This window comes from Shewanella sp. GXUN23E, assembly GCF_050865035.1.
Taxonomy (GTDB): Bacteria; Pseudomonadota; Gammaproteobacteria; order Enterobacterales; family Shewanellaceae; genus Shewanella.
This window is the reverse complement of sequence record NZ_JBOZWP010000003.1, coordinates 15,387-31,481: the sequence shown is the minus strand read 5'-3', so window position 1 is coordinate 31,481 and position 16,095 is coordinate 15,387. Positions and strand designations below refer to the sequence as shown.

Genomic DNA, 16,095 nt, shown 5'->3' with positions numbered 1-16,095 from the left:
CCACCCGGAATTAATGATGCTTATGGTGTTTCATGTGGCCGTGGCCATGACCTTGACCTTGACCTTGGGCAGTGGACTCCAGATCCATGCCGCACTTGGGGCAGGAGTCACCCTGCTGACCAGTCACTTCTGGATGCATCGGGCAGTTGTAACCGGCCTTTGCTTCCAAATCCATGCCGCACTTAGGGCAGCTGTCACCCTTGTCGCCTTCAACGCCCGGACACATAGGGCAGTGGTAACCGGCCTTGCCTTGTTTGGCTGCAGGCTCAAGATCCATACCGCATTTAGGGCAGGTGTCGCCCTGCATACCTGTTACTTCAGGATGCATAGGGCATTCGTGGCTCTGGTGAGCGGCATGATGATCCATCGCCATTGAAGGCGCGGCAGAGAACAGCAGAAAAGCGGATAAAACCAGATTAATCAGGGTCTTCATTATTATCACTCCATCGAGTTGATGGCCGTGTACTGCATGGCATCAGCTATGTACAAGCTGGCCTGAGAAAACGGCAAAAATTACCAGTAGTTAAGATCCGGTGAGGCACCGGTAGAACAGCCCGACCAATAAACAGGTGCGGGCAAGCGGGATCAGGCGATTGGAGGCCTGAGCGCCTTTGGTAAAGCTATGGAGTGGAAGTGAGGTAGATAGGCAACCAGAAGTGTGCCGCAAGGCAGGGCATCCGGCCAACGGCTGTCACTCAGCAGTGTGCCTGTTACTGAGATGCTCAGACAGTGAACGCAGTCGCCGCTGCAGCTGCCCTGACCATCACAGCAGGAATTGCCGGAGGCCTGAGCATCATTGTCACAACAATCCATGGCGGTCATTGCCATGTCAGGTGCGCAGTGATTGCCATCCATCATCATAGTTTGATGCATATCAACTGAAACAGGGGTCACAGATTGCGCACCAAAAGCCACGCTCTGCACCAGAAGTGCAAGCATGGTAAGCAGTGTCAGCAGTGGTGACTTGAATCGGTTAATCATAATCATTCCTGATAATGGATGGCCTGAGTGTATCACAGGAGCAACCACAAGTGTTGCTCCTGTTTAACGATAAATGTGAGTTTCAGATCACATTGCTGCCAGTAACTGACTCATTAATTGTGCTTGAGTTTGCAGCGATAAATTTTCATTACGGCCGTTTGCAGAGGTCAGAGTGACCACAGGCTGACGCACATATTCCCGCGCCTGAACCTCGTTGCTCAGTTTGGGTGTTTGCAGTGATAGAGCTTCATCTTCAGTCAGGCTGATTTGAGTAAACAGCGGGGCAGATTTAACCCAGTTACCGCTGCTGTTGGCGTTGGTGTAATAGCGATCGCTGAATCTCAGTTCAACCAGGTGATTGCCTGCTGCAAGTTGTACCTGCTCGCCGGAGACGACCTGTCCATTGATGGACTCGATCATCAGGTTGTCACCCACGGTCAGGGTGGCGGCTTGAGCGCTCAGCGCAGCCAAAGAAAATGTGATTGCAGATACAAAGCGGATAGTTGATTTCATTATTATTTTCTCCAATTAGGGTCGCTATCGAATGGCAAATAAGAGGGGCAAAAAAGCCCAGCCATTTCTAGATATGCTGTTGAATCATAGTTAGTTAATTGTGGCCAAACAGTGATCTGCACCAAGAGTGCAGCGAATTAACTTTTGATTGGAGGACGGTTGATATCTGCAGGTAATCCGGTCAACGCAAGTTGTTGCGGTAGCAGAATTCTGCCATTTCCGGATGATTCAGAAGGAATCAATGGTTTATCTGTATTCAGCCACAGAGTTACGCAGTGTTGACCGCAGTGTTCTGTTGCCATGGGCAGACAGCATTCGCTTGCTTCTGAGGTGGAGGAGGTAACAAGTTCAGCATGGTGTGAACCTGAGCTGGCATGATGAACCTGCTCGAGCATTGAAGCGGGCATGGCAAGCACTGAGGCGACCAGAAGTTGCCACAGAAGTGCGATTAAGATTGCCAATTTGCCGATTCTCAGTTTCATAGCGAGGTGTAATGCCTGGTTTATACCGGGGTTATCCGATGTGACAAAGGCCGAATGGAAAAAGTTTCATTTACCGCATTAAACAGCTTCCGTTCGAACATTTTACGTGCAACTGCCACTAGTTTTGCTCCTGTAGCAGTCGGGTTATCACCTGCACCTGATTCATCAGTGCTTGTTTTCCATCCTCCCTTTTATTGGATTGAACGCTGACTTGCGGAGTTTGCAGAAACTCCCGCGCATCCTCTTCCGAGAGCAATGGGTAAGTACTGAGCGCCAGTTGTTCGCCGGGTTCAATGTTGATTTCGGTAAACAGCGGACCAGAGCGTACCCAGCTTGAGTCTTCTGCATTGATGGCATAAAAATCACTGAATCTCAGTGCAACCATATGAATACCTTCGGCCAGTTGAACCTGGCGTGTATTCATCAGTTCACCGTCAACCGATTCTATAGTCAGGTTATCGCTTACGCTCAGGCTCCCGGCGCTGGCCTGCAAGCTGGCCAGCGACAGCAAGGCTGGCAGGATTAGTCGTAGTGTTTTCATTGTCTGTTTCTCCTTTGAGGTGTTTATTCAAGACATTGAGAGTTTACTTCTTCAGTTTCAGCCCATGCTTTATTAGCCATCGACTTGTAATAGTTGACCGGAGAGAGCAAGTTAGGGTTCCGAAGATCAGAAAGATTTTTATCGGCGATTGCAAAATGTGCGCATGATCACCTGTTTGGGGGAATATCAGTCAAATAGCTGATGATAAAATAGCGGTGACGCAAGCAATATGGCATCTGCATTTTGTCGTCTGTTAACAGATTGAACTTACACTGCAACAGGCTCAGCAAGATCTGGATCGCATTTTTATACTAAGTTTGTGTAATTTTTCGTTTATTGGCCTCGAGTCAATTTTCTGAAAATGTAAAACGCATACACTAAAAAAAAGAATTCTATAGTTTTCTAATTACTGAAAAATCGGAGAGAGTGATGAACTGGCGTGCACTTTTTAAACCCAGCGCAAAATACTCAATACTGGCCCTGCTGATCGTGGGTATCGTGATCGGCGCGGTTGGCTTTTTTGCAACTCAAACTACCCTGCATGCAACCAGTACAGATGCCTTCTGTATGACTTGTCACGCGGGTCACTCACTGCAGGATGAAGTGCTGGAATCTCCACACGGCGCCAACAGTGCAGGTATCGTGGTGCAGTGTCAGCAGTGTCACATTGCCCAGGAGCCATTCAACTATCTGGTTAAGAAAATCGTGGTGTCCAAGGACATCATCGGTTACCTGACTATTGATGGTTTTGAAACTCAGGACTGGCTGGAAACCAACCGTAAGCAGCAGGCCGAACTGGCCCGTGATTACCTGCGTTCCATTGACTCTTCTACCTGTCAGAACTGTCACAACCGTATTTATGAGAATCCATCTCCAGAAATGAAGAAGATGGCTGTCAGAATGCATGAAATGAACTTCAAGAAAGCCCCAGAAGACAGAAAGACCTGTGTTGACTGTCATAAAGGTGTAGCTCACCCATATCCAAAGAACTAATTGGATATCAGAGTAACAGCTTGATGTTTAAGCCCCCTGCCAGTCGGCGGGGGTTTTTGTTTCTGGTGTAAAGATGCCTGCGGTGCCGGAGCCAGATGCCAATGGAAACGTTTAAGCCTGTGAGCGGTAAAGTGGAAAATGTCGTGGCGGAAGAAATGTAAGATTGCCGAAAGCCATTGGAACCGGCGGTATGGCGTAATTCAATAGGTGGAAGCTGCAAGCCAGATAAAGTGTTCACCACCTCTGCCGCGCAGGCATGACCATATTACTTTGATGGCTCGGCGGATTTGCAATAGCTTAAACAGATAATCCAACCGCAACATAATCAACATGACGACAAACAGATGGGCGGTTATTTGCGGTAATGCCGGGGCGCAGAAACCTCGCTTGCTGATTTTAATTGGTTGGCAATTACTAATTAAGTCATTGCTGATTTGTCTGTGGCTTCGTAATCTGATTGTGATTTCGCAACCCAATCCGGGTCAATAGACGGAGATGAATGGTCAGGTGTTATTTAAATGTGCCCGCAACACTGCAGGCACGGTGAATATCCGGCGATCAGGCGTTTTGCAATTGCGCCATCAGTTTCCTGCGATATTCCAGCAGGGCAAACACCCCAAAACCAAATACAGTCAAAAAGTCCTTTTTAGTGAGCCGCATATGTTGACTGAACATGCCGTAAAACATCAACACCTGCATGCCATGCATAAAGGCGGTCACCAGCAACAGAATATTCAGCGCCACGGCGGCGTTGCCGGGAAATGGCATAAACAGGTTGAATATCATCACGCCCCAGGCAAACAGGGTCATGGCTTTTCCCGCCATTAATACAGTTTTCATCGTTTGTTCTCGTTATTCCGGCTGTGGTTGTTCAGCCTGTTGGGTAGAGGGTTCGTAGCGGTACAGGCGATAACACACCTGACCTGCAGTCTTTTCTTTCAACTGAGTCCAATCGGCAGGTACAGGCAGCGCCTGCAGTTCTGCTTCGGTCTCAATATAGATAAGGGCGTCGGCATTCAACCATTGATACGTGGTCAGCGCGCGGATGCAGTTATCGGCCAGCCCTTTGCGAAATGGCGGATCGATAAAAATGATATCGAAGCCTTTGGCTGACTCTTTGTCTTTGACTGCCCGTTGTCCGGCCGGCCCCTGGGCCAGCAACTGCAGGCTGTCACCAGCTATCACATCCGCCTGTTCACATTTGAGTGTTTTCAGGTTGTTTTGCAGTTGTACCACGGCGCTCTTTTGCAGCTCAAAGACCCGGGCATAACTGGCGTAGCGCGACAGCGCCTCCATGGCCAGGGCACCGCTGCCGCCAAAGCAATCCAGCACCCGGGCTCCGGACAGCTCGCCGCTGAGCCAGTTAAACAGAGTCTCTCGAACTCTGTCAGTGGTGGGGCGCAGCCCTTCAAGATCCTGAATAGGCAGCTTACGCGAGCGCCACTGCCCTGCAATGATTCTAACCTGGCCGCTGCCTGGCTTATTTCTGGCCATCATGCCCCCGTGATTTTGCCTGAAGAAAGAAAGTGGTAGACTATGCAGCCTCGTGTTCAGCCAGCCGCACATCCAAGCTGATAAGGCATTGGTGACTGGTATGGGGGCGCTATTTTACATGAACTGACCCAGTTGGGGGAACGCTCATCCCAGGTCAGTTTGGGCTGTTTTCATCGGTATCAGGATAATCCTCCGCTCCCGGCAGATATAACTGCGACGCCCAACGACAGAATTTCCACCCAAGAAGATTGGTAGCATACATGGCAAAGAAAGGTTTTTTTTCCTGGTTCCGCAGAGATAAATCAAAAGAAGAAGATAAAGCTGCGGAGTTGGCTGCCCAGCAGGCCGCTGAAGAAGCCGCGCGCCTGGAGGCAGAAGAAGCTGCCCGTTTAGAAGCTGAAAAGAGTGCCGCTGAGGCCGAAGCACAGCGTCAGGCAGAAGAGGCAGTCCGTTTGGCTGCTGAAAAGAGTGCTGCAGAAGCTGAAGCACAACGGCAGGCAGAAGAAGCTGCCCGTTTAGAAGCTGAAAAGAATGCCGCTGAGGCTGAAGCACAGCGTCAGGCGGAGGAAACAGCCCGTTTGGCTGCAGAAGCTGAGGCACAACGGCAGGTAGAAGAAGCTGCCCGTTTAGAAGCTGAAAAGAATGCTGCTGAGGCCGAAGCACAGCGTCAGGCAGAGGAAACAGCCCGTTTGGCCGCAGAAGCTGAGATCCAGCGTCAGGCGGAAGAATCAGCTCGTTTGCAAGCCGAAGAGCAAGCCAGACTGGCTGCGGAAATAGCAGCAGAGCAGGCTCGTCTGCAGGCTGAGGAGTTGGCTCGCATTGAAGCTGAGCGTCAGCAACACTTGGCTGCCGAAGCTGCACGTATTGAGCAGGAGCGTATTGCCGCTCTGGCCAGAGAAATGGCAGAGGCTGAAGCACAGCGTCAGGCAGAGGAAGCTGCCCGCTTGGCAGCAGAGGTTGAAGCACAGCGTCAGGCGCAGGAAGCTGCCCGCTTGGCGGCAGAAGCTGAAGCACAACGTCAGGCGCAGGAAGCCGCCCGCTTGGCAGCAGAGGCCGAAGCACAGCGTCAGGCGCAGGAAGCCGCTCGCTTGGCGGCAGAGGATGAAGCACAGCGTCAGGCGCAGGAAGCTGCCCGCATGGCGGCAGAGGCTGAAGCGCAGCGTCAGGCGGAAGAAGCCGCCCGCTTGGCTGCAGAGGCTGAAAAGGGTGCTGAAGAAGCACAAGCCGAGCGCCAGCCTGAGCCACAGGAAAAGCCGGTGAAAGAAGGCTTTTTTGCCCGTCTGAAGCGTGGTTTGATGCGCACCAGCGAGAACATTGGCAGTGGCTTTATCAGCCTGTTCCGTGGCAAGAAAATCGATGATGATCTGTTTGAAGAGCTGGAAGAGCAGCTGCTGATCGCCGATGTGGGGGTGGAAACCACCACCAAGCTCATCAACAACCTGACCGATCATGCCAGCCGTAAACAACTGAAAGACGCCGAAGCCCTGTACGAGCTGCTGCGCAAGGAGATGCAAGACACCCTGGAGCCAGTGAGCATTCCGCTGGTACCACAAAACGCCAATGGTCCTTTCGTGATCCTCATGGTTGGGGTGAACGGCGTAGGTAAGACCACCACCATTGGTAAGCTGGCTAAACAATATCAGCGTGAAGGCAAGTCAGTGATGCTGGCTGCCGGTGATACTTTCCGCGCCGCGGCGGTTGAGCAGCTGCAGGTGTGGGGACAGCGCAACAATATTCCTGTGATTGCCCAGCACACAGGTGCCGACAGTGCCTCAGTACTGTTTGATGCACTGCAGGCCGCCAAGGCCCGTGGCGTAGATGTGTTGATTGCCGATACCGCCGGTCGTCTGCAGAACAAGAGCCACCTGATGGAAGAGCTCAAGAAAGTGGTGCGGGTGATGAAGAAGCTGGATGTTGATGCCCCCCACGAGGTGATGCTGACGCTGGATGCCAGCACCGGCCAGAACGCCATCAGCCAGGCGCAGCTGTTCCAGGAAGCGGTAGGGGTGACCGGTATCAGTATCACCAAGCTCGATGGCACCGCCAAAGGCGGGGTGATCTTTGCGATTGCCGATAAGTTTGGTATTCCTATCCGTTACATAGGTGTGGGTGAGCAGATCGACGATCTGCGTCAGTTCGACGCCAAAGACTTTATTGACGCGCTTTTCAGTCACGACAAGGAACAATAACACAGTCATGATTCGCTTCGAGCAGGTAAGCAAGGTCTACCCGGGTGGCCAGAAGGCGCTGACGGATGTCAGTTTTCATCTTAAACAGGGTGAAATGGCGTTTTTGACCGGTCACTCCGGAGCGGGCAAGAGTACCCTGCTCAAGCTGATCACTGTGATTGAGCGCGCCAGTGCCGGCAAGGTGTCCATTAACGGCCACAATATTGCCAACATCAGCCGTACTCAGGTGCCTTACCTGCGCCGTCATATCGGTATGATTTTCCAGAACCACCACCTGCTGATGGATAAAAGCGTGTTCGATAATGTGGCGCTGCCACTGGTGATCGAAGGCTTTTCCCTGGGGGAAATCCGCAAGCGGGTGGATGGCGCGTTGGATATGGTCGGCCTGTACGGGAAACACAAACACTCGCCCGTGATGCTGTCCGGCGGTGAACAGCAGCGGGTCGGCATAGCCCGCGCCATTGTCAACAAGCCACCTTTGCTGCTGGCCGATGAGCCGACCGGTAACCTCGACCCCAAACTGTCGATGGATATTCTGCGTTTGTTTGAAACCTTCAACGACGCCGGCACCAGCGTGTTGATTGCCACCCATGATCTGGGACTGATCGCCCGCATGAAATACCGCACCCTGACACTGAAACAGGGACGTATGCTGGGTGCCGATGAACTGGCCACTGGCCAGGATTATTGAGGATACAGGGATGACCCAGGCACCACTTAACCGCAGCAAATTGCCGTTTACCGGCCGCATTGTGATGTTTTTCATCCGCCATATTCAGCAGGCGATGGCCAGCATGGGCGAGCTGTGGCGGAACCCGGTGTCATCGCTGATGACCATGGCGGTACTCGGCGTCAGCCTGAGTCTGCCGGCCGCCTTGCAGGTGCTGGTGAAAAACGCCGAATCCATCACTCACAGCTGGGACAGCGCGGCGCAGATCTCCCTGTTTATCGACGAAGGCCGCAGCGAGCAGGCGATTCAGAGCCTGATCACCCGCATTAAGGTGTTCCCGGAAGTGGCGGAAGTCAGCTATATCAACCGCGAGCAGGCGCTGGAGGAGTTTCAGACTCTGTCCGGCTTTGGTGATGCGCTGTCGTATCTGGACTCCAATCCGCTGCCGGCGGTGGTGATGGTAACGCCAACCAGCCGTTATTCCAGTCCGCAGGGTGCCCGGGAGTTGCTGGATAAATTGCAGCAACAGCCGGAAGTGAGCATGGGGCGACTGGATATCGAATGGCTTGAGCGATTGCAGGCCGGTGTAAAGCTGCTGCAGCGTACTGTATCTGCGGTGGCAGCATTACTGATTTTGGCTGTGGTGCTGATCATTGGAAACACCATACGGCTGGCGATCATGAATCGCCGTACCGAGATTGAAGTGATGAAACTGGTGGGTGCCACCGAGGGCTTTATCCAACGGCCATTTCTGTACACGGGTATCTGGTACGGGGTGATTGGCGGGGTGCTGGCCTGGGTCATCATCAACCTGCTGGTCTGGTATCTGGACGGCGCGCTGGCTGAATTGCTGGGGCTGTACGGCAGCCAAATCAGCATGCAGGCGCTGACCTTTGGCGAACTGTTGCAACTGGTGGGTGTCGCCTCGTTTTTGGGCTGGTTGGGCTCTTATGTGTCGGTGCGTCAGCACCTGCGGGCCATTGAGCCGCAGTAACATTCGTTTACCAAGATTTGCTGATCTTTTGTCGCGGCCCGGCCACAGGCCTGCCACCGTCTTTTGAGAGTATGAACTTTACTTCAGAAATGGGGTCTTAATCCCCGGGCTTGGTTGACAGTCCGGATGAATTCAACGATAGTTCAGCAGCAAGAATTGTTGCAAAAAGCATCAATTATTTCGGTAAACAGCCACATTATTCGGCTAACTTAAACCGGAACAACGATTTATCTTACAGGAGCGTGAATGACTGAACAGACGCAATCTATGGCACTGATGGTTCCTCAGGGAAGCGCCAGCCTCGATGCTTATATCCAATCGGTGAACAGTATTCCTGTTCTGGATGCCGAGGAAGAGTATCGTTTTGCCAAGCGTTTGCAGGAAACAGGTGACCTGCAGGCGGCCAAGATGTTGATTATGTCCCACCTGAGATTCGTTGTGCATGTCGCCAAGGGTTATTCCGGCTACGGCCTGCCTCAGGCGGACTTGATCCAGGAAGGTAATATCGGTCTGATGAAGGCCGTTAAGCGCTTTGACCCCGATGTGGGGGTACGCCTGGTGTCCTTTGCGGTGCACTGGATCAAAGCGGAAATTCATGAATATGTGTTGAAGAACTGGCGTATCGTTAAGGTGGCAACCACCAAGGCGCAACGTAAGTTGTTCTTTAATCTGCGCAAAGCTAAGAAGCGTCTGGGTTGGTTTACCGATGCTGAAGTGGATATGGTGGCGGAAAATCTCGGGGTATCCAAAGAGGATGTGCTGGAGATGGAATCGCGTATGGCGGCGCAGGATCCAGCCTTCGATCTGGCCAGCGACAACGAAGATGATCACGATTTCGCCCCGGCCCTGTATCTGGAGGACCACTCTTCCGATATCGCGGCTCAGGTAGAAAACGATAACTGGGAAAACGACGCCCAGGCGCGTCTGTTGTCGGCCATCAAGACTCTGGATGAGCGCAGCCAGTACATTCTGCAGACTCGTTGGCTGGATGATGACAAGGCCACCCTGCAGGAGCTGGCAGACAAGTATCAGGTGTCGGCTGAACGTATCCGTCAGCTGGAAAAGAACGCCATGAATAAGCTGAAACAACAGCTGTGTCTGGAATCTTTCTAAGCAACAACCCCGGATAATTCAAAGCCCGCAGATGCGGGCTTTGTTGTTTCTGGCGCTAGCCCTTTTCTTTACCCGGTAACAGTCCCTCATTTCGGCGCACCGCATCAATCAGCTGCCGGCGGTTTATCTTAAGGCCGGTTTGCGCCACCCCGGCAGGCCAGCTGAAATAAGCTCTGGGGCGCTTGAATCTGGCGATATGGCGGCAGATAAACTCATCGGCCTGAACCTGCGAGGGTATCTGTCCTTTGATGATGGCCGCCGGCAGGCAGCCGAACTCCTCATCTGCCAGGGCAAACACCAGCGCATCCTCGACTCCGGGTAACTGTTTCAGCACAGCTTCTACTTCTTCGGGCTGTAGATTCTCGCCGCCGCAAACGAACATGTTGTCACTGCGGCCGCAGATATGCAGATGCCCGGCATCATCCCAGTAACCTCTGTCTTTGGTGCAGAACCAACCTTGAGAATCGGTTTGCCGCTCAAGGCCTGTATCGCTCAAATACCCCATAAACAGGGTTGCGCCGCGCACCCAGATCACCCCATCGCGCAGGATCAGCTCACGTCCGGGCAACAGCTTGCCACTGCTGCCGTCGCCCAGCGCTTTGCCGGTGGTGATCTGTGATGCCATCTCCGTCATGCCATAGCTGGTGAAGGCGTGGATGCCGAGTGTATCCAGCTTATCCAGCAGTGGCTGAGCGATGGCGCCGCCGCCCAGCAACAGGGCTTTAATGTATTTGAGACTGTCCTGCGCCTGTTGCAGCAATCGCTGCAGCTGGGTGGCGACCAAAGACAGATGAGTGATTTGGTGACTGAGCAGTTGCTGTGCCAGCGGCTGACCGGCGTCGGCAAACACCACGCAGGCGCGGGCAGCCGCACAGCGATTAAGGATTGCCAGGCCACCGATATGAAACAGCGGCAGTGAAGCCAGCCAGCGATCGCCTTCGGTCAGTGCGATCAGACTGGCCGAGCCCACGGCGCTGGCCATATGCTGCGCCAGATTGTGCACCGCCGCTTTGGGCATGCCGCTGGAGCCTGAGGTAAAGATAATATTGGCCGCCTGGGTGTCATCCAGCATCGCCGGAGTCTGGGTGGCAACGGCATTGAAATCCAGTGTCAGTGGTGTGAGTGAAGCTGTGTTAAGCGGATTGGCGGTGAGTGCTTGCTCAGGCCCAGCGTTAGACCCAGAGCCAGGCAACCCGGCATCAGACCAGTAGTATCTGGCGCCACAGCGCTTAAGCAGAGTCGTGATTTGTGCTGGTGGGAATTTGGGGGACACGGGACAGAACAGCGCGCCGATATCCAGGCAGGCCCAGTACAGCATCAGCATCTCCAGGCGGTTGCTGCTGATCACGCCCAGCACATCGCCGCGCCCTAACCCCTGATTGCTGAGGCTGGTGGCCAGGGCCAATACCCTCTGGCTCAGCTGCTGGTAACTCAGTTGCTGTCCCGCTGCGCAAACCGCGATGGCCTGCGGCGCATCAACAGCCGCCTGGTGCAAAGGTGACAGCGTCCAGGTCATAGCCGGTACTCTCCAATCAGTGTCAGGTCATTGAGCTGCAGGCAGGGTTTATCGGCCAATGGCGCAATCAATGCCTGAGTAAAGGCGCCCAGGGTGTCGACGCCCGGTGATTCAGTGGGCGTCAGCCAGGCGGCGAGGGTGCGGATATCATTGATCCCCAGTGAGCTTTCCAGGGCTGAGCTGAGCACTGAGCGCACCCCATGGGCATCGGCGGTCAGTATCAACTCACTCAAGCGGTACAGGCTGCCTGTCAGCATAGGTTTGATCACCAGTGCACATAATCCGGGCGCAGGCTCGAAGCGATAATCCGGGTCATTGAGGGATTCATCCAGCGCATACAGTATGCCCAGTGCCTGATGCAGCTCAATATTGTCTGCAGGATCCTGACAGGGCTCTTCGATGTACTCGATGGCGTCCAGTGGCAGGCAGGCGCAGAAATCCAGTGCCTGCTCCAGGGTAAATGCGCGATTGGCATCAAGCCGCAGCTTGAGTTTCGGATTCGCGGCCAAAATCTGATGGATGAGCGCAATTTCCTGCGCCATCGGCAGCTGGCCCACTTTGACTTTCACCTGCTGCACATCGGGGCTCAGGGCGCTGACACGCTCAGCGATGTGTGCCGCTACTTTCTGGCTGATGGCTCTCTCGTTGAAGGCTCTCTGGCTGATGGCGTCAGCACTCTGAGCAGTTTCACTCCGGGCTGCTTCATTTTGAGCTGTTAAGTCCTGGGCACTCAAATCCGGAATATACAGCAGCGGGATCGGTCTTTGTTTCTGTCTGATGGCAGGCAGATCGTCGCTCAGCTTGGCGGCAGCCAGACTGAGCCCCAGTGCGGCGCTGGGATAAGGTGTGTGTGCCGAGAGTGTCAGCAGGGTATCCGGGCTTTGACCGGGCAGGGAAGTCAGCTGAGATTGCAGCCAGGCAATGACCTGTCCCAGAGATTCACGACTGAAGCCGCTGAAGGCATTGCCCTGATGATCTTCCCCTGACAAAGGCGCAATTTCGGTCACTGCCCGGGTACCATCATCACATTCAATGGCCAGCACCAGGCCCTGGCGCTCATTGATGCGCGCGCTGCCCACCGGCAGCATGGGCTGCAGCGGGATGCGGTATTGATACAGCGCGGCGGATTGGATAGTGATAGGCGTGGATATCGCGTCTGCATCCTGCGACATATGAAGCTGCTCCATAATGGCGTGAGCGAGCAGTTTGGGCTGCTCGATATGAATATTGTGGCCAGCCCCGGCAATAATCCGGCAGTTAAGCCTGCCTTGATCGCGCCAGCGACGGGCCAGTGCGCGGAATTTGCTGTCACGCTGCGCGGCGAAGAACACTACAGGGCAGGTCAGCGCATCAGGTACAGACCAGAGATCCTGCTGCAGTGCCAGCGAGGTGGCGCGGTAGCAGTTGACCAGCTCGCTGGCATCGGCCTGACTGCGTTTGACAACCAAATCCCGTTTCTGGACATCACTGAGATCGGCAAATACCGGCTGCTGATACCAGTCGGCCAGCACGGTTGTCAGTGGCTCCTGTGTCAGCCGCTTCGCCCAGCGGGCATCATTGCGGGCTCTGGCCTCACGCTCTGCGTCATCCTGCAAGCCGGGATGACAGGACTCCAGCAGCAGCGCCGTCAATCGTGAGGGCGACTGCTGACTCAAGCGCTGCGCCAGATGCAGGGCAATCCGTCCGCCCAGGGAGTATCCCAGCAGGGCAAATTGAGCGACACCCAGGCTGTCCAAAGTGCGGATAATCAGATCGCTGCAGGCATCAAAGCCCGGGGTGGGCAGGGAGATTGCAGCGCTGTCACCATGGCCGGGCAGATCCAGCGCGATACAGTAAAAGTGCTCGCGCAGATAGGGCAGCAGAGGCTGCCAGTCATCCTTGCTGCCAAGAAAGCCGTGCAGCAGCACCAGGGTTGGCAGCGTGCGCTCACCGTTGCAGCGGCTGGCAAGCAGGCTGGACGTTGGGGACGCGACACCGCCCAGGGCTGACATCAGAGTCCCTGCCGGATCAGTTTGCCGATGGCGGCGATCTGGTCGCTGGCCTGATTGGGCGTAACGCACACTTCAATCACGCTGGCACCGGCATGGCTCAGCGCCTGTCGGTAAGCCTGCTCGAACGCCTCAAGGTTGCTCGGACGCTGGTAAGGCAGGCCAAACATGGACGCGGCCCCTTCGAAGCTCAGACCGTGGCTCAGGCGGTAATACTGGCTGCGCAGCGCCTCGTTGGGAACCGGCAGCAGGTTGAAGATATTGCCGCCGTCATTGTTGAGGATCACCAGCACCAGTGGACCTTTGGCAGTGCGGGCAATCGCCATGGAATTGAGGTCATGCAATTGACTCAGATCGCCAATCACCAGCGTGGTTGGTGCATCGGCATGGGCGGCAACCCCGCAGGCGGTGGCCAGCAGGCCATCGATGCCGGACGCGCCACGGTTGGTGTAGGTGACACTGGTGTCGCCCTGGCGCGGCGGCGCAAACATGTCGAACATGCGGATGGGCAGACTGTTACCGATAAACAGCTGATGCGCCGGGGCGCTGGCAATGGTGCGGATCACCTGTGCTTCGCCGAATTCGCCCTCATCGATTTCGTTAACCAGTAACTGCTCGACGTTTTGGTTATGCGTCATCAGTGGCTGCGCCCAGTCTTTCCCGGATGATGACGGGAACGGCAGAGCGGCAAATACACTCAGTGGCGCGGTAAACAAATGCTTGGGGTTGTGACTGGGATCGAGCCGTTCCTGACGGGGCAGCAGTTGCCAGTAAGCCTGCCAGGAATGAGCGGCGAGGAAACTGATGAGCCGCTTGGACAGCAGGCGTCCGCCCACCACCAGTACATGCTCAGCCTGCTCCAGCAGGGTGCGGGCATCAGGCTGCTGCAGCAACTGGTCAATATGACCAATGGCCTGATGGTGCTGGCGCAGCTGGCACTGGGCGTCGGTCAGCACTGGCCAGCCCAGCTGATTGGCAAGGGCGATCAAGGCTTCAGGCTGCTCTTCGGGTGGCAAAGTACCGGCCACTATCACCCCTTTGGCATTGGCAAAGGCGGTGAGTTGCTCTGCTGTTGGCAGTGTGCAGGGGCGACAAACTGCCACCTGGGTCCAAGGCGCCGTGCCTTGTTGCCAGTTGGCCAGCGGGCGCAGGTAGTCGGCAAAGTGATCGCCCGCTTCGGCGCTGGGATACAGGGGCTCACGGTACATACAGTTGATATGCAGTGGCTGGTACTGATTGCTGACCGCATCATCAATGCTGCTGAGCAGCGCCTGCGGCGCAATCGACAGATCCGGTGTCGGCAGGTTCATCTGCCGTGCATAGCCGGCAAAGATCCCCGGCTGCACAATCGCCTGATTGGCACCGCAATCCAGCAGCTCAGGCGGTCTGTCACCGGACAGCACAATCAAAGGCACATGGGTCAGCCAGGCTTCCACTATGGCGGGATACAGGTTGGCGACTGCGGTGCCAGAGGTGGTGATGATTGCCACCGGTGCTTTACTGGCCTTGGCCAGGCCCAGCGCCAAAAAGCCCAGACCCCGCTCATCAAAATGCAGGTGCTGTCTGAGTTTGGACTGTCTGGCAGCCGCCAGCGTCAGCGGCGTGGAGCGTGACCCCGGCGCCATACATACATGCTTAACGCCCAGGCGGGCCAGTTCTTCCAGTATCAAGGCGCCCCAGAGCAGATTCAGCTCGGCGATTTGGTGGGTTTGCATCTGTCAGTACCCTGTCTATCGAGCTGCCGGTGGTTGTGACGTGCCGGCAGTAAATTGAATGGCTTGGATTTTAGCGTAATACCTGACGGCATAGAAGGTTGTGACGCCCAACTCCCTATCAGGCTTAAATCTTTATACTTATTTCATTGTTGAACTGATCCAACGGTGTGCTGCCGAATGTGAGTTGTCAGAGTCGTTGTCACCGGGCTTTGTATGGGTTGGTCTGCAATGGCGTGGCTTTAAGCGCAGAAGCAGTGGTCAGGCGCAGAAAAGAAAAAAGGCCCGTACGTGATGAAGCGTACGAACCTTGCAGGGAAATCGTGTTGTTGTTGACCGACTCAGTTGGTCAGCTGCTCATATTGTTCCATGTTCATCATGGATGCCAAATCCGCAGGGGTCTGGTGGCAACTGCCACAATCTTTCTGCAGGCTGGCCATGCTTGGCAGCACAGGAGGCAGGTCTTTACCATCCTGCCAACGGTGGCAGTCGACGCAGACGACGGCGTCAATATGATGCTGCGTTTCTATCCAAACGTGTGCCGGAGTCACCTGCCACTTATCGTCATGGCATTTGCTGCAATCATCCAGTGCCCACGCCTGTGGAACCCACAGCAGACACGCCAGAACTATCCACTTCATCACGCAAACCTCCAGTCAGGGGGATGGTGCTCTCACCTCTCCCAAAAACGAGGTTTACTGCACCTGTCGTTTGAACTGGCGAGATAATAACCGCCTCAAAATAAAAATAAACGGCCATGTTTCCAATATGTGAGAGTTTGCTTTTATTTCATATTTTAATATTGTGAATTCCAGTGCAATCTATTCATTTCACAAGATTTTAATTCTATAAAATGGAAATTGGCGCTATATTGACGCTCAAAATATATAACTATAATTGCGTTGGTAA

General features: G+C 54.5%; 16 protein-coding genes. 5 read left to right on the top strand and 11 right to left on the bottom strand.

From position 1 onward, the window contains the following. Positions 1-10 precede the first annotated feature (10 nt). The 5 genes from ACRRUX_RS03910 to ACRRUX_RS03890 all read right to left on the bottom strand — a co-directional run bounded on the left by ACRRUX_RS03910 (position 11) and on the right by ACRRUX_RS03890 (position 2,517). Positions 11-433, bottom strand: a complete 423-nt coding sequence (locus ACRRUX_RS03910; RefSeq protein WP_432527379.1) for a heavy metal-binding domain-containing protein — start codon at positions 431-433, stop codon at positions 11-13. Positions 434-585: 152 nt separating this feature from the next. Continuing rightward, positions 586-981 carry a hypothetical protein gene (locus ACRRUX_RS03905; RefSeq protein WP_432527377.1) on the bottom strand — a complete coding sequence of 132 codons (396 nt, stop codon included), beginning with the start codon at positions 979-981 and terminating at the stop codon, positions 586-588. Positions 982-1,068: 87 nt separating this feature from the next. After that, positions 1,069-1,494: a DUF2057 family protein gene (locus ACRRUX_RS03900; protein ID WP_432527375.1), complete on the bottom strand. Its 426-nt coding sequence runs from the start codon at positions 1,492-1,494 to the stop codon at positions 1,069-1,071. A 137-nt stretch (positions 1,495-1,631) separates the two neighbouring features. Beyond that, positions 1,632-1,976: a hypothetical protein gene (locus tag ACRRUX_RS03895; RefSeq protein WP_432527373.1), complete on the bottom strand. Its 345-nt coding sequence runs from the start codon at positions 1,974-1,976 to the stop codon at positions 1,632-1,634. A gap of 118 nt (positions 1,977-2,094) precedes the next feature. Beyond that, positions 2,095-2,517 carry a DUF2057 family protein gene (locus ACRRUX_RS03890; protein WP_432527371.1) on the bottom strand — a complete coding sequence of 141 codons (423 nt, stop codon included), beginning with the start codon at positions 2,515-2,517 and terminating at the stop codon, positions 2,095-2,097. 429 nt (positions 2,518-2,946) lie between these two features. Here ACRRUX_RS03890 and ACRRUX_RS03885 point away from each other — a divergent pair, with 429 nt between their 5' ends. Next, positions 2,947-3,510 carry a NapC/NirT family cytochrome c gene (locus ACRRUX_RS03885; protein ID WP_432527369.1) on the top strand — a complete coding sequence of 188 codons (564 nt, stop codon included), beginning with the start codon at positions 2,947-2,949 and terminating at the stop codon, positions 3,508-3,510. 558 nt (positions 3,511-4,068) lie between these two features. Here ACRRUX_RS03885 and ACRRUX_RS03880 read toward each other — a convergent pair. Together ACRRUX_RS03880 and rsmD are read right to left on the bottom strand one after the other, a co-directional pair. After that, complete coding sequence (locus ACRRUX_RS03880; protein ID WP_432527367.1) at positions 4,069-4,350, bottom strand: DUF1145 domain-containing protein; 282 nt, start codon at positions 4,348-4,350, stop codon at positions 4,069-4,071. A gap of 12 nt (positions 4,351-4,362) precedes the next feature. Next, entirely contained in the window at positions 4,363-5,004 is a 642-nt protein-coding gene (gene rsmD / locus ACRRUX_RS03875) for a 16S rRNA (guanine(966)-N(2))-methyltransferase RsmD (RefSeq protein ID WP_432527837.1), read from the bottom strand. Between the two features lie 260 nt (positions 5,005-5,264). Here rsmD and ftsY point away from each other — a divergent pair, with 260 nt between their 5' ends. From ftsY to rpoH, 4 genes are all read left to right on the top strand, one after another. Beyond that, entirely contained in the window at positions 5,265-7,193 is a 1,929-nt protein-coding gene (ftsY, locus tag ACRRUX_RS03870) for a signal recognition particle-docking protein FtsY (RefSeq protein WP_432527365.1), read from the top strand. A gap of 7 nt (positions 7,194-7,200) precedes the next feature. Then, positions 7,201-7,884, top strand: a complete 684-nt coding sequence (gene ftsE, locus ACRRUX_RS03865; protein WP_432527363.1) for a cell division ATP-binding protein FtsE — start codon at positions 7,201-7,203, stop codon at positions 7,882-7,884. Between the two features lie 10 nt (positions 7,885-7,894). Further along, entirely contained in the window at positions 7,895-8,857 is a 963-nt protein-coding gene (gene ftsX, locus ACRRUX_RS03860; RefSeq protein ID WP_432527361.1) for a permease-like cell division protein FtsX, read from the top strand. A gap of 246 nt (positions 8,858-9,103) precedes the next feature. Beyond that, positions 9,104-9,970, top strand: a complete 867-nt coding sequence (gene rpoH, locus ACRRUX_RS03855) for an RNA polymerase sigma factor RpoH (RefSeq protein ID WP_432527359.1) — start codon at positions 9,104-9,106, stop codon at positions 9,968-9,970. Between the two features lie 55 nt (positions 9,971-10,025). Here the strand turns inward: rpoH and menE are convergent, their stop codons facing one another. The 4 genes from menE to ACRRUX_RS03835 all read right to left on the bottom strand — a co-directional run bounded on the left by menE (position 10,026) and on the right by ACRRUX_RS03835 (position 15,827). Beyond that, positions 10,026-11,486, bottom strand: a complete 1,461-nt coding sequence (menE, locus tag ACRRUX_RS03850) for an o-succinylbenzoate--CoA ligase (protein WP_432527357.1) — start codon at positions 11,484-11,486, stop codon at positions 10,026-10,028. Then, positions 11,483-13,477, bottom strand: a complete 1,995-nt coding sequence (gene menC / locus ACRRUX_RS03845; protein ID WP_432527355.1) for an o-succinylbenzoate synthase — start codon at positions 13,475-13,477, stop codon at positions 11,483-11,485. Before menC ends, menE begins: the two co-directional genes overlap by 4 nt. After that, the gene (menD, locus tag ACRRUX_RS03840; protein ID WP_432527353.1) at positions 13,477-15,189 is read right to left on the bottom strand and encodes a 2-succinyl-5-enolpyruvyl-6-hydroxy-3-cyclohexene-1-carboxylic-acid synthase; all 1,713 of its coding nucleotides are present in this window, start codon (positions 15,187-15,189) and stop codon (positions 13,477-13,479) included. Before menD ends, menC begins: the two co-directional genes overlap by 1 nt. 338 nt (positions 15,190-15,527) lie before the next feature. Beyond that, complete coding sequence (locus ACRRUX_RS03835; RefSeq protein ID WP_432527351.1) at positions 15,528-15,827, bottom strand: multiheme c-type cytochrome; 300 nt, start codon at positions 15,825-15,827, stop codon at positions 15,528-15,530. Positions 15,828-16,095: the final 268 nt, after the last annotated feature.

Coding starts and splice junctions, on each gene's coding strand:
- ACRRUX_RS03910 (WP_432527379.1), bottom strand. CDS start 433: ATGAAGACCCTGATTAATCTGGTTTTATCCGCTTTTCTGCTGTTCTCT.
- ACRRUX_RS03905 (WP_432527377.1), bottom strand. CDS start 981: ATGATTAACCGATTCAAGTCACCACTGCTGACACTGCTTACCATGCTT.
- ACRRUX_RS03900 (WP_432527375.1), bottom strand. CDS start 1,494: ATGAAATCAACTATCCGCTTTGTATCTGCAATCACATTTTCTTTGGCT.
- ACRRUX_RS03895 (WP_432527373.1), bottom strand. CDS start 1,976: ATGAAACTGAGAATCGGCAAATTGGCAATCTTAATCGCACTTCTGTGG.
- ACRRUX_RS03890 (WP_432527371.1), bottom strand. CDS start 2,517: ATGAAAACACTACGACTAATCCTGCCAGCCTTGCTGTCGCTGGCCAGC.
- ACRRUX_RS03885 (WP_432527369.1), top strand. CDS start 2,947: ATGAACTGGCGTGCACTTTTTAAACCCAGCGCAAAATACTCAATACTG.
- ACRRUX_RS03880 (WP_432527367.1), bottom strand. CDS start 4,350: ATGAAAACTGTATTAATGGCGGGAAAAGCCATGACCCTGTTTGCCTGG.
- rsmD (WP_432527837.1), bottom strand. CDS start 5,004: ATGGCCAGAAATAAGCCAGGCAGCGGCCAGGTTAGAATCATTGCAGGG.
- ftsY (WP_432527365.1), top strand. CDS start 5,265: ATGGCAAAGAAAGGTTTTTTTTCCTGGTTCCGCAGAGATAAATCAAAA.
- ftsE (WP_432527363.1), top strand. CDS start 7,201: ATGATTCGCTTCGAGCAGGTAAGCAAGGTCTACCCGGGTGGCCAGAAG.
- ftsX (WP_432527361.1), top strand. CDS start 7,895: ATGACCCAGGCACCACTTAACCGCAGCAAATTGCCGTTTACCGGCCGC.
- rpoH (WP_432527359.1), top strand. CDS start 9,104: ATGACTGAACAGACGCAATCTATGGCACTGATGGTTCCTCAGGGAAGC.
- menE (WP_432527357.1), bottom strand. CDS start 11,486: ATGACCTGGACGCTGTCACCTTTGCACCAGGCGGCTGTTGATGCGCCG.
- menC (WP_432527355.1), bottom strand. CDS start 13,477: ATGTCAGCCCTGGGCGGTGTCGCGTCCCCAACGTCCAGCCTGCTTGCC.
- menD (WP_432527353.1), bottom strand. CDS start 15,189: ATGCAAACCCACCAAATCGCCGAGCTGAATCTGCTCTGGGGCGCCTTG.
- ACRRUX_RS03835 (WP_432527351.1), bottom strand. CDS start 15,827: ATGAAGTGGATAGTTCTGGCGTGTCTGCTGTGGGTTCCACAGGCGTGG.